The organism is Massilia sp. PAMC28688 (genome assembly GCF_019443445.1).
In the GTDB taxonomy this organism is placed as follows: Bacteria; Pseudomonadota; Gammaproteobacteria; order Burkholderiales; family Burkholderiaceae_D; genus Telluria_A.
On record NZ_CP080378.1, the window covers coordinates 4,516,000 to 4,528,411 of the forward strand.

Annotated in this window: 7 protein-coding genes; 4 read left to right on the plus strand and 3 right to left on the minus strand. The window is 69.3% G+C overall.

The features are described from left to right. Positions 1 to 118: 118 nt before the first annotated feature. Genes KY495_RS20115 through KY495_RS20130 form a run of 4 tightly spaced genes read left to right on the plus strand, consistent with a single transcriptional unit; the run spans position 119 to position 7,052 of the window. The gene (locus tag KY495_RS20115; RefSeq protein WP_219881095.1) at positions 119 to 322 is read left to right on the plus strand and encodes a hypothetical protein; all 204 of its coding nucleotides are present in this window, start codon (positions 119 to 121) and stop codon (positions 320 to 322) included. Further along, a complete protein-coding gene (locus KY495_RS20120; protein WP_219881096.1) occupies positions 303 to 1,940 on the plus strand; it encodes a hypothetical protein in 1,638 nt (545 codons plus the stop codon). The genes KY495_RS20115 and KY495_RS20120 overlap by 20 nt, the downstream gene beginning before the upstream one ends. Further along, the gene (locus KY495_RS20125; protein WP_219881097.1) at positions 1,933 to 4,317 is read left to right on the plus strand and encodes a phosphoketolase; all 2,385 of its coding nucleotides are present in this window, start codon (positions 1,933 to 1,935) and stop codon (positions 4,315 to 4,317) included. Before KY495_RS20120 ends, KY495_RS20125 begins: the two co-directional genes overlap by 8 nt. Next, positions 4,314 to 7,052 carry an HAD-IC family P-type ATPase gene (locus KY495_RS20130; protein ID WP_229518388.1) on the plus strand — a complete coding sequence of 913 codons (2,739 nt, stop codon included), beginning with the start codon at positions 4,314 to 4,316 and terminating at the stop codon, positions 7,050 to 7,052. Before KY495_RS20125 ends, KY495_RS20130 begins: the two co-directional genes overlap by 4 nt. Before the next feature lie 8 nt (positions 7,053 to 7,060). Here KY495_RS20130 and KY495_RS20135 read toward each other — a convergent pair whose 3' ends face one another. From KY495_RS20135 to KY495_RS20145, 3 genes are all read right to left on the minus strand, one after another. Further along, positions 7,061 to 8,653: a murein L,D-transpeptidase gene (locus KY495_RS20135; RefSeq protein ID WP_219881098.1), complete on the minus strand. Its 1,593-nt coding sequence runs from the start codon at positions 8,651 to 8,653 to the stop codon at positions 7,061 to 7,063. 159 nt (positions 8,654 to 8,812) lie between these two features. Beyond that, positions 8,813 to 10,033 carry an efflux RND transporter periplasmic adaptor subunit gene (locus KY495_RS20140; RefSeq protein WP_219881099.1) on the minus strand — a complete coding sequence of 407 codons (1,221 nt, stop codon included), beginning with the start codon at positions 10,031 to 10,033 and terminating at the stop codon, positions 8,813 to 8,815. A gap of 1 nt (position 10,034) precedes the next feature. After that, positions 10,035 to 12,404, minus strand: a complete 2,370-nt coding sequence (locus tag KY495_RS20145; protein ID WP_219881100.1) for an ABC transporter permease — start codon at positions 12,402 to 12,404, stop codon at positions 10,035 to 10,037. Positions 12,405 to 12,412 lie beyond the last annotated feature (8 nt).

A 12,412-nucleotide genomic window follows, 5' to 3' on the forward strand; every position in this document is an offset into this window, starting at 1 on the left:
AGTCGCTAGCACTGCCTATTCTTCGCCGTTTTGATTTGCGCCGGTTCATTGATATTGCCGATACACACTGTGCAGAAGGCCTGCGATCAAACTGCAGTTTCTTGGCGCGACGGGCACCGTGACAGGATCGAAGTGCCTGTTGGCGCAGGCGCACTTCCAACGCGCGCAGGGGCGCACCTTCATCACCCTTGGCGCGCCGGCCGCGGCCGCGGCGCTGCGGCGCCGTATCGCCGCAGAGCCCGGCTGGGCATGCGAGGTATCGGACTGTCTCGACGAGGTGCAGTGGGCCGGCCACGCTGCGCATGCGGCGCCTGGGCATTGATACTTGCCGGGAACCGGTGGCCTATCTGCGCGCCGACAGCGAAGTGTGCCGCTCGGAAGGCTTTGGCGCCCGCGCCCGCATTGCCCTGAACCGCGGTAGGCGCCAGGTTGTCGCCACCGTCAATGTGGTGGCCGCGCCGCTCCTGGAGGAGCATGAGATCGGTTTGTCCGAGGCGGCCTGGCACGCGCTGGAAGGCGAGCCGGGCGCTGCCGTACTGGTGGCCCATCCTGCACCCTTGCAATCGTTTGCCGCCGTGCGCGCCAAGATTTACGGCCGTCCCTTTTCCGCCGCCGCGCTGGGGCGCGATTTTGATGTGGATCAAGGATCAGCGCCCGCGCGCAGTCCTATCATGGCCCATGAGCGGACCCTGCGCCGCGCGCTTGCCCAGCAAAGGACAGCCATGCCCATGCTTCAATCCCATCAGCTCCTGGTCATCAATGCCGGGTCCTCGAGCATCAAGTTTGCCCTGTACGCGGCGCCGCAGGGGGCGCGGCCACTGTGGCGCGGCGCCATTACCGACATTGGCGGCAGCGCCAGCACGCTGGCGGTGGAAGGCCCGCCGGGCTTGTCCTGCAGCCGCCGCTTTCCCATTCCCGAATCCGTCACGGCCGCCCAGGTACTGCGCGACTGGCTGCTCGACCACCTGGCGCCGCCGGCGCTGCAGGCAATTGCCTACCGCGTCGTCTACGGCGGCCCGGCCTGCTGCGCCGTGCGCGCCATCGACAGCGCGCTGCTGGCAGAGCTGTACCAGGGCGCCTCGTGCCAGCCCGAGCACCTGCCGCAGGAACTGCACCTGATTGAAATGCTCCGGCGCGACTTTCCGGCGGCGGCGCACCTGGCCTGCTTCGACAGCAGCTTTCATGCCACCATGCCGCTGCGCGCGGCCATGCTGCCGATCCCGCGCCACTACCATGCGCGCGGAGTGCGCCGCTACGGCTTCCATGGCCTCTCGTGCGCCTGGCTGATGCGCGAACTGGCGCGCGTGGCTGGGCCGCAGGCGGCCAGCGGCAAGACCGTGATCGCCCACCTGGGCGGCGGCGCCAGCGTCACGGCGGTGCAAGACGGGCGCAGCTGCGATACCACCATGGGCCTCACGCCCGCCGGGGGCATCATGAGCGGCACCCGTTCCGGCGACCTCGACCCGGGCCTGGGCTGGTACCTGTCCAGGCGCGAGCAGATGACCGTGGCCGGGTTCCAGCGCATGGTCAACCAGGAGTCCGGCCTGCTCGGCATTTCCGGCACCAGCGGCAACCTGCGTACGCTGCTCGCGCTGCAAGAGAGCGACAGCCGCGCGGACGAGGCGGTGGACATGTTCTGCTACCAGGTGCGCAAGGCGATCTGGGCCATGGCCGGGGCCATGGATGGCATCGATACCCTGATTTTTTCCGGCGGCATCGGCGCCCACGCCGGCCCCGTGCGCGAGCGCATCTGCGCCGGCCTGGGCAGCTTGGGCGTGACCCTGGCGGCGCCAGGGCAGCCCGGCGGCGAGCTGGTGTCGGCGGCCACCAGCGCCGTGGCCGTGTGGGTCATGGAAAGCAACGAAGAAGCCATCATCGCCGAACAGGCACACGCGTGGCTGGGCCTGCCAGCGGCGCAAGGGGAGCCATCACATGCGTGAGCCATCGCCCGCCGGCGCCCACGAGCTGGCCGCGCTGCACGCCTGGTGGCGCGCTGCCAATTACCTGTCGGTGGGCCAGATCTACCTGCTCGACAACCCGCTGCTGCGCCGGCCACTGACGCTGGCCGACATCAAGCCGCGCCTGCTGGGGCACTGGGGCACCACGCCGGGCCTCACTTTCATCTATGCCCACCTGAACCGCGCCATCCTGGCCCACGGCGTGTCGGTGCTGTACGTGGCCGGGCCGGGCCACGGCGGGCCGGGCATGGTGGCCGGCGCCTATCTCGACGGCACCTACAGCGAGGTGTATCCGGACATCGGCCAGGATGAGGACGGTCTGCGCCGGCTGTTCCGCCAGTTTTCCTTTCCCGGCGGCATCCCCAGCCATGTGGCACCGGAAACACCGGGTTCCATCCATGAAGGTGGCGAGCTTGGCTATTCGCTGGCGCATGCCTTTGGCGCCGCGTTTGACAATCCGGACCTGGTGGTGGCGTGCGTGGTGGGCGATGGTGAAGCCGAAACCGGGCCCCTGGCGACCAGCTGGCATTCCAACAAGTTTCTCAATCCCGTGCATGACGGCGCCGTGCTGCCCATCTTGCACTTGAACGGCTACAAGATTGCCGGACCCACAGTACTGGCGCGCCTGCCGCGCGCCGAGCTGGCCGCGCTCATGACCGGCTACGGCTACGAGCCGCTGTTCGTCGAAGGTGACGACCCGCAAGCCATGCACCGCCTGATGGCGGACACGCTCGACCGGGCGCTGGCGCGCATTGGCGCCATCTGGCGCGAGGCGCGCAGCCACGGTTTTTCCAGCCGCCCGCGCTGGCCCATGATCGTGCTCAAGACACCCAAGGGCTGGACCGGCCCGGCCGAAGTGGACGGCAAGGTGGTGGAAGGCAGCTGGCGCGCGCACCAGGTGCCGCTGGCCAATCTCGCGCGCGAAGACCACCTTGCCCTGCTCGAACACTGGCTGCGCAGCTATTGTCCCGACGAGCTGTTCGATGGGGCCGGGCGCCTGCGCCCGCAGCTGCAGGCGCTGGCGCCGCGCGGCGAGCATCGCATGAGCGCCAATCCCAGCGCCAATGGCGGCGCCGTGCTGCGCGAGCTGGTGCTGCCCGATCCCGCCGCCTTTGCCCTGGCCTTACCGGCCCCGGGCGCCGTGCGGGCCGAATCGACCCGGGTGCAGGGCCAGTACCTGCGCGACGTCATGCGCGCCAATATGCACAACTTCCGCCTGTTCAGTCCCGATGAAACCACCTCCAACCGCTGGGATGCCGTGCTCGAGGTGACCGACCGCTGCTCGGTGGCGCTCATTGACGACGGCGACGAGCACGTGGCGCCGGACGGGCGTGTCATGGAAATGCTGAGCGAACACCAGTGCCAGGGCTGGCTCGAAGGCTACCTGCTCAGTGGGCGGCATGGCATGTTCTCGTGCTACGAAGCCTTTATCCATATTGTCGACTCCATGTTCAACCAGCATGCCAAGTGGCTCAAGTCGGCGCGCCAGATTGCCTGGCGCGCACCGATTGCCTCGCTCAACTACCTGCTGTCCTCGCACGTGTGGCGCCAGGACCACAATGGATCGAGCCACCAGGATCCCGGCTTCATCGACCATGTGCTCAACAAGAAGGCCGACATCGTGCGCGTCTACCTGCCGCCCGACGCCAATACCCTGCTGGCGGTGACGGATCGCTGCCTGCGCAGCCGCAACCTGGTCAATGTCATCGTGGCCGGCAAGCAGCCGGCCGAGCAGTGGCTGGACATGGCGCAGGCTGCGGCGCATTGCCGGCGCGGCCTGGGCGTATGGGACTGGGCCAGCAGCGCCGGCGACAATGACGACGATGTCGATGCCGTGCTGGCCTGCGCCGGCGACGTGCCCACGCTCGAGGCGCTGGCGGCGGCCCAGCTGCTGTACCAGTATGCGCCCGCGCTCAGGCTGCGCTTTATCAATGTCGTCGACCTGATGGCCCTGCAGCCGCCGCACGCCCATCCGCATGGCCTGTCCGATCCCGCCTTCGATGCCTTGTTTACCGCTTCCCGGCCGGTGGTGTTTGCCTACCATGGCTACCCGACCCTGATCCACCGCCTGACTTACCGCCGCACCAATCACGACAATCTGCATGTGCATGGATTTCGCGAGGAGGGCACCACCACCACCCCCTTCGACATGGTGGTGCTCAATCAGCTTGACCGCTTCAGCCTGTTCAATGCGGTGGTGCAGCGGGTACCGGCCCTGGCCGGCATGCGAGAACAGGCGCACGCCTTCGTCGCCGCCAGGCTGGCGGCGCACCGGCGCTACATCGAAGAGCACGGCATTGACCTGCCCGAGATCATCGACTGGCGCTGGGCCGGCGTGCCGGGGCGCGCCAACGCATGACGGCCCCTCCCGCCATGGCGCCGCCGGCCGCGCCAGCGTGGCACGCGCTGGCGGCTGATCAGGCTTTGGCGCAGCTGGGGGCCACGGCGGCAGGCCTCACATCGGACGAGGTGGCGGCACGGGCGCGCATCCATGGCGACAACTGCCTGCCGCCGCCGCCGCGGCCACACCCGCTGGCCGCCTTCCTGCGCCAGTTCCACAATGCCCTCATCTACGTCTTGCTGGCCTGCGTCCTGATTACCGCGCTGCTGGGCCATTTTCTCGACAGTGGCGTGATCCTGGCCGTGGTGCTGGTCAACGCCCTGATCGGCTTCATCCAGGAAGGCAAGACGGAAAAGGCCATGGAGGCGATCCGGCGCATGCTCGCGCCCACGGCCACGGTCTTGCGCGATGGGCGCCGCATGACCGTGCCGGGCGCGGCGCTGGTGCCCGGTGACATCGTGCTGCTCGAAGCTGGCGACAAGGTGCCGGCCGATGTGCGCCTGCTGTCGGCGCACGCGGTATCGGCCCAGGAAGCGGTGCTGACGGGCGAATCGGCGACGGTTGGCAAGCAGGTGGCCGCGGTGGCGGCCGGCGCCGCCCTGGGCGACCAGAGCTGCATGCTGTTTTCCGGCACCATTGTCGCCACCGGCCAGGGCCACGGCGTGGTGGTTGCCACGGGCAGCGCCACCCGCTTCGGGCAGATCAGCGCCATGATGGTCACGGTCGAGGCGACCAGCACCCCGCTGGTGGAGCAGATGGCAGTGCTGTCGCGCTGGCTGACGGTACTGATCCTGCTCATTGCCGTCTTGCTGCTGGCGTACGGCTATTTCGTGGGCCACCAGCCCTTCGGCACCATCTTCATGGCCGTGGTGGGACTGTCGGTGGCGGCCATTCCGGAGGCGCTGCCGGCCGTGCTGACCGTGACCCTGGCCATTGGCGTGCAAGCCATGGCGCGCCGCAATGCCATTGTGCGGCGCCTGCCTGCCATTGAAACGATCGGCTCGGTATCGGTGATCTGCACCGACAAGACCGGCACCCTGACGCGCAACGAGATGGTGGTGGCGTCAGTGCTGACCGCCGCCCATGCCTTCACGCTCGACGGGGACGGTTACGGACCGCAAGGGGTGGTGCGGCTGGACCGGGCCGTGGTCGCCCGCGGCGAACATGCGGTGCTCGACGAGCTGGCCCTGGCAGCGGCCCTGTGCAATGATGCCGAGCTGCAGCTGCGCGAGGGGTGCTGGACGGTGGAGGGCGATCCGATGGAAGGGGCGCTGCTGGCCCTGGCCGGCAAACTCGGGATCGACGCCGCCACCGCGCGCCGCGCCTGGAGCCGCAGCGACGCCATTGCCTTCGATGCGCGCCACCGCTTCATGGCGACCCTGCACCACGACCATGAGCACCACGCGGTGGTGTACGTCAAGGGAGCGCCGGAACAGCTGCTGCTCATGTGCCGTGACCAGCGCAGCGGCGATGGCGGCCAGGCCGCCCTCGATCGCTCAGCGTGGGAGCGCCGGGCAGAAGAGCTGGCCGACTGTGGCCAGCGCCTGCTGGCCTTTGCCATGCTCAACATCGACGATGGGCGAACGGTGCTCGAACACAGCGACCTGGCCGGCTCGCTCACGCTGCTGGGCATGGCCGGCATGATCGATCCGCCGCGCGCCGAAGCCATTGCCGCCATTGCCGAATGCCGCGGGGCCGGCATTGGCGTCAAGATGATTACCGGCGACCATGCGCGCACGGCGGCCGCCATCGCGCACCAGGTGGGGCTGGTGCACCAGAAGGTGCTCACCGGCGCCGCGCTCGAGGCCATGGATGATGCCGCCCTGCGCTGTGCCGTGCGCGACTGCGATGTGTTCGCCCGCACCAGCCCCGAACACAAGCTGCGCCTGGTCATGGCCCTGCAGGCCCAGGGCATGACGGTGGCCATGACGGGCGACGGGGTCAACGATGCCCCCGCCCTCAAGCGGGCCGATGTCGGCATCGCCATGGGCCGCAAGGGCAGCGAGGCGGCCAAGGAAGCGGCCAGGATGGTGCTGGCGGACGACAATTTCGCGTCGATCGTGGAAGCGGTGCGCCAGGGCCGTACGGTGTACGACAATATCAAGAAGGTCATCAGCTGGACCCTGCCCACCAACGCCGGCGAAGCGGCCACCATCGTCGCCGCGCTCCTGTTCGGCATGGCTTTGCCGATTACACCCATCCAGATCCTGTGGGTCAACCTCGTCACTGCCTCCACCCTGGGCTTTGCCCTCGCGTTCGAGCCTACCGAGGCCAGCACCATGCGGCGCGCGCCGCGCCAGCGCAGCGAAGCGCTGATCGGCCCCTTGCTGGGCTGGCACATTGGCCTGGTGGCGCTGCTGATCCTGGCCGGGGTGTTTGGCATCTATAGCTACGCCAGCGGGCGCGGCTATCCGCCGGAGCTGGCGCGTACCATGGCCGTCAATACACTCGTGGTGATGGAAGTCTTCCATCTGTTTTTTATCCGGAATATTTACGGCACCTCGCTGACCTGGCAGGCCGTGCGCGGCACCCCGGCCGTGTGGGCGGCCGTGGCCGCCGTCAGCGCCGCCCAGCTCAGCCTGACGTATCTGCCGCCGTTGCAGGCGCTGTTTGGCACCCGCGCCGTGGGCTTCGGCGACGGCCTGCTGATCATCGGCGTTGGCGTGGCCCTGTTCGCCTTGCTGGAAACGGAGAAACAGATCCGCCTGCGCCTGGCGCGGCCAGCGCTCCCGCCGCAGGCCTTACCATTGTGATGGCCGGCTTAAGGAGAAGGGGGCGCTGCGGCCGCCGGCACGGCCTGCAAGGCCTCGCTGATGGCGCGATGCGGGCCCCGTGCGGCCAGCGAGCGCAGCAGCGCGGCGTCGCGCCGGTAGATATCCTCGGCAAACAGGGCGCGGCCCTGGCGGTCGGTGGCGGCGGTGGCATAAAACAGCACCACTGGAATGACATCGTCCAGCGTCACGCGCCGCATGGGGCCTGGGGCCATGGCTGCCGCGATGCTTGCAGCGTCCCATGGCGCCTGGCCGTCCAGCACGAACTGCGCCAGCTCGGCCGGGCGCTCGAGCCGGATGCAGCCATGGCTGAGGTCGCGCCGCGTCTTGCCGAACAATTCGCGCGCCGACGTGGAATGGAGATAGATATTCATGGGGTTCGGCATGGCAAATTTGACCGCGCCCAGCACATTGTGGGCACCGGGGCGCTGGCGCACGCGCAGCGTGCCCGCGCGCAGGGCGGCGGCGGCGCCGGGGCCGGCGCTGCGCTGCACCTGGCCTGAGGCGCTCACCAGTTCCATCTGCTGGCGAACCAGATAGCCCGGGTCGCGTGCCAGTTTGGGCGCAATTTCTGCCCGGGCAATGCTCGGTGGCACATTCCAGTAAGGATTAAATTCCAGGTAGCGCATCTGGCCAATGAATAAGGGGGTCTGGGTGCGCGCGGCCTTGCCCACGATGACCTTCATCTCCAGTGGCGCGGCGGCCGGCGCGGTGGTATTGAAGGCCCACAGGCGGTAGGCGGCGACGTTGACGACGATGATGCGGCCCGGCCGCAGCGGCGGCATCCAGCGCAGCCGCTCCAGTGTGAGCGCGAGCTGGCGCACCCGGTGGCCGAGCGGGACTGCGAGCGCGCCCAGGGTGTCGCGGTCGAGCCGGCCATTTTCAGCCAGGCCGTGGCGGGCCTGGAAGCGCGCCAGCGCCGCTGCCAGCTCGTTGGGAGAGGCCGCTTCAGGGTCCAGGTCGCCCAGCAGCACCAGGCGCTCGCGCAGCGCTGCCAGGGCAGCCGGCGGGCTGGCGGTCAGCGCCCCGCCCGGCGCCAGGCCGGCCGGCGTGGGCCAGGGCGGTGCATCCCGGGCCAGCGTGCGGTAATGGCGCAGGCTGGCGCGCACGCGCTGGTACAGGGGATTGCGCGGTGCCGCGGCCTCTACCGCCGCGCCGGGATCCTGGCGCTGCATTGCCATGAGCAGCTGCCCGGCCGGGTCGAAGCGCGCCACGGCGCCATCACGGGCGGGCAGGCGCAGGTCGGGCGCCACCCGGCCTTCGTGCAAGTCAGACAGCAAATGCAGAATGGCCAGGCTCAATGCGCGGTCAACGCCGTAGTCGCCCTGCGACAGCGCGAAGCGCGCAGCGAGCTCGTCGGCCGCGTAGTCGCCGGGATCGAGGCCATGCTCGGCCGCCTGGCCCAGCAGGGCCAGCGCCGCGGCGGCCGTACCCGGCTCGTGCCACAGCAAGGCTGGTGCGCCGGGCGGGTAGAGGCGCTGCATCATCTCGGCAGTGGCGGCCGGGTCGGGCGCGGCAGCGGCTGCGGGCGCGTTCGCCAGCGCGGCGGCCAGCATCAGGGCGGAAAGGCATCGGGCAATCATGGGCAGGGAGAGTCAAGCGCTTGGGCGCGTAAAAAAAGTGGCGGAAAGCCATGCTAGGGGGCGCGGCGTCAAAAAAGATTGATGCACATCAAAACAGCCCAGGTTCGTCCCGGCCAATCCACATGTAGCCGCCGTGGTGGGCAAGGCGCTGTCCTGTCCTTAGTGGCGCCGCGCCACACTGCGCACCTTGACCCTGGCGCCGTCGTGCACCCCGGATGCCGGATAGACGATCACTTGCTGGCCCGGCGCCAGCCCATCGAGCACCCACGCCTCCATGTCGTTGCGCCCGCCAAGCCGGACCGGCGTCAGGCTGGCCCGGCCATCGCGCACCCGGTATACCGCCATGGCGCCGTCGGCGTCCGCTCGGCCCGGCAGCGGAAACAGGGCCGCTACCGGCACCTTGACCACCTGCTCGCGGCGCTCGGTCATGATGCGCACAGTGACGCGGTAGCCCACGCCCATGGCCGTGGCGGCGCCGTCCGGGTCATCGAGCGTGATCACGACCCGTACCCGCTGCTCTTCCACGCCGAGGGCGGAAATCTTGGTGAAGGCGGCCGGCTCGATCCGGCGCACGCGCCCGCCCAGCGGCGGGCCGCCCCAGCGCGCAATGCGTACCGCCGCGCCGGGCCGGGCCAGTACGGCGTCAGTGGTCAAGAGCTCGGCCACCACTTCCAGCCGGCCCGGGTCGCCCAGTTCCAGCAGCGGGGCCCCCGGCGCCACCGCCACTTCGCTTGGCGCGAGCACGCGCAGCACGCGCCCGGCGACCGGCGCGCGTACCGGAAACATGGCGCTGGCCTGGCCCAGGCTGCTGCTGGCGGCCAGGGCGGCGCGTGCCTGCTCGGCTTCGTGCCGGGCAATCTGGCGCTGCGCCCGTGCGGCGTCGAGCTCGCGTTCGGCCGCTGCCAGTGCCAGCTGCTCGCCTTCGACGCGGCTGGCGGCGACAAAGCCGGCGTCGCCCAGGCGAGCGCTGCGCTGATAGTCATGGCGGGCGCGCTCCTGCAGCACAGCGGCGCGCGCCACGCCTGCCTCGGCGGCGCGAACCTGGGCCAGGGCCGCGTCCAGGCGCGCCTGCTGCTGGCGCACGGTGCGCGCGTCAAGCAGCGGGGGCTGCGTCGGGCGCAGCTGCGCGACCACGGCGCCCGCGGCCACGGCATCGCCTTCGCGCAGGCCAATGCGTGCCAGCTGACCGGCCAGCGGCGCCGCCACCACATACTGGTCCACCAGGCGCGTCTTGCCGTCATCTTCAATGGCGCTCTCGAACGTGCCGCTGGTCACCGTGGCCACTTCCACTTCCAGCGGGCGCGGCGCAAAGGCCCAGGCCAGCGCTGCGGCCAGCGACAGCGCCGCGCCTCCCCAATACAGGTATCGGCGTGTGTTCATATCACTCCCGTGTCTTGAGCACTTCGACCAGGTTCAGACGGTCGATGTGGCGCCGCACCACCAGGGCGCTGGCCAGCCCGGCGCCGAGCACGGCCAGCGCGGCCCATGCGTAGGTGGGAGCCCGGATCACGACTGGAAAGTGCAGCTGGTCTGACTTCATGAGTTCGGCAATCAGGCCCACCAGGGCCCGTCCCATCAGCATGCCGGCCGGCAGCGCCACGGCAAGCACGATGGCCATCTCGCCCAGGAGCATGGCCGACACTTCGGCCCGGGTAAAGCCCAGCACGCGCAGGCTGGCCAGTTCCCAGGCCCGCTCGGACAGGGCAATGCGGGCATTGTTGTACACGACGCCAACGGCAATCACGGCGGCAAAAGTAGTGAGGATGGCACTCATGATGCGCACGTTGCGGGCCGTGATGTCTTCCATGTTGCGCAGCATGGTGTGCTTGCTCCAGGCGCCGGCCACGCGCGGCATGGCCTTGCTTGCTGCGAGCACGCGCGCCTCGGTTCCCGGTTCGACCGACAGCACGAAGCCGGTGCTCAGATCGCCATCGGCCAGCAGCCGGTTCAGGGCCGTGCGCTCCATGTAGGCATTCAGGCCAAACATTTCATCGACCGTCGCCCGCAGCGGCACCATGAGGGTGCGCTGGCGGCCTTCCAGCACCTCGATGCGCACCAGCTCGCCGATTTCCAGGCCCAGCTTGTCGGCCAGGCGGTCCGTCAGCACCAGGCCGCGCCCGTCAAGCAAGGTTTCGCGCTGGGCCATGTCGATCACCCGGTACAGTTCCGGGCGGCCCGCATAGCCGCGCAAGATGGTGCGCTCCTGGCGCTGGGCATGGCCTACATTGACAGTGACAAAGCGCAGCGACTCCACATGGCGTACCCCGGGCAGGCGCCGCAATTCGTGGCGCACGCTGTCATTGACCGGATCGGTGGTCCACATGCTGATGTCGCCGCGCAGGCCCAGGGTGAACTGATTGTCGACCACGACATCAATGGCATCGCGGAAGAAATTTCCCATGATGACAATGGCCACTGCGGCCGCGACCCCGGCGATGGCCAGGCTGGTGCGCGCCGGGCGCCGCTCCATGTTGCGCACCGTCATGCGCAGGGCCGGGCCGGCTGCCTGGATGCCCAGCCGCTCGAGCAGGGTGGGGCCAAAGCGGGGCGGGGCCGGTGGGCGCATGGCTTCGGCCGGTGCCAGGCGCGCGCTGGCCGCAATCGCGTGCACGGTCCCGGCGATGGCTGTGCCGGCCGTGATGGCGGCCCCGATAAGCAGCAGGGCAGGGCTGATGCGGTGCTCGAACGTGGGAAAATGAAACGTTTCGGCGTACAGGCGCGTGAGCAGATAGCCCAGTTCCTTGCCCAGTCCGACCCCCAGCACCAGACCGGCGCCGACAATGAGCAGCACGAATTGCAGGTAGTGGGCGCCAATGGCGGCGTTGGCGTAGCCAAGCGCCTTGAGCGTGGCGATCTGCTCGCGCTGGGTGGACACCATGCGCGCCACCACCACATTGAGCAGGAATGCGGCCACGCCCAGGAAAATGGCAGGCAAGATGGTTCCCATCACGCGCTGCTGCCTGACCTCGTTGTCGAGCATGGCGTGCGATACCTGCTGGCTGCGGTCAAACACTTCGCGCCCGCCATAGGCCTTGACCATGGCCGCGATGGCGGCGATCGCCGGTTCCACGCGCGCTCCCGGCGCCAGTTTGAAGGCGGCGCGGTTGAAGGCGCCTTCCATATTGTAGGCTGCGGCCAGCACCTCGCGGTCGATCCAGAAGATGCCGAAGCCGCGCGCGTCGGGCATGCCCCACAGCCCGGCGAAAATGAATTCAGGACTGAGCGCCACCCCGACCACGAGCAAGGTGCGCTGCTTGCCGTTGATCAGGGCCCGCAGGCGCGAGCCCGGTCCCAGGCCGCGCGCCCGGGCAAAGGCTTGCGAGACCAGCGTCTCGATATCATGGTCGGCGCGCGCCGGTCCCCCGCGCAGGCCGCGCCCGGCCGCCACCGTGACCAGGTTCATGCGGTGCGGATGCAACTGGTCGATGCCGATCAGCTGCCCGATGACCGGCTCGGGCACGCCGGGAATCTCCACCCGCACCACCTGCTCGAGCGTGGTCTGGACGTCGGCCACGCCCGGTGCTTCGCGCAGGCGCGACGCCAGCGACAGCGGCGCGTTCTTGACCCCGGCGAACAGGTCGGCAAAGCGGCCGCTGGCGTAAAAGCCGTCGCGTGCACCTTCGAGCGACTCGACCGCCGACAGGCTGGTCAAAAAGCCACCGACGCCGCACGCCACCACCAGGGCAATGGTCAGCGCCTGGCTCCACATGCGGCGCAGGTCGCGCCACAGCTTGCGCGTGAGGGTCCGCATTGGCCTAC

Excerpts from the sequence above, each read along its gene's own strand:
- KY495_RS20120 (WP_219881096.1), top strand. The coding sequence starts at position 303 with ATGCGGCGCCTGGGCATTGATACTTGCCGGGAACCGGTGGCCTATCTG.
- KY495_RS20125 (WP_219881097.1), top strand. The coding sequence starts at position 1,933 with ATGCGTGAGCCATCGCCCGCCGGCGCCCACGAGCTGGCCGCGCTGCAC.
- KY495_RS20130 (WP_229518388.1), top strand. The coding sequence starts at position 4,314 with ATGACGGCCCCTCCCGCCATGGCGCCGCCGGCCGCGCCAGCGTGGCAC.
- KY495_RS20135 (WP_219881098.1), bottom strand. The coding sequence starts at position 8,653 with ATGATTGCCCGATGCCTTTCCGCCCTGATGCTGGCCGCCGCGCTGGCG.
- KY495_RS20140 (WP_219881099.1), bottom strand. The coding sequence starts at position 10,033 with ATGAACACACGCCGATACCTGTATTGGGGAGGCGCGGCGCTGTCGCTG.
- KY495_RS20145 (WP_219881100.1), bottom strand. The coding sequence starts at position 12,404 with ATGCGGACCCTCACGCGCAAGCTGTGGCGCGACCTGCGCCGCATGTGG.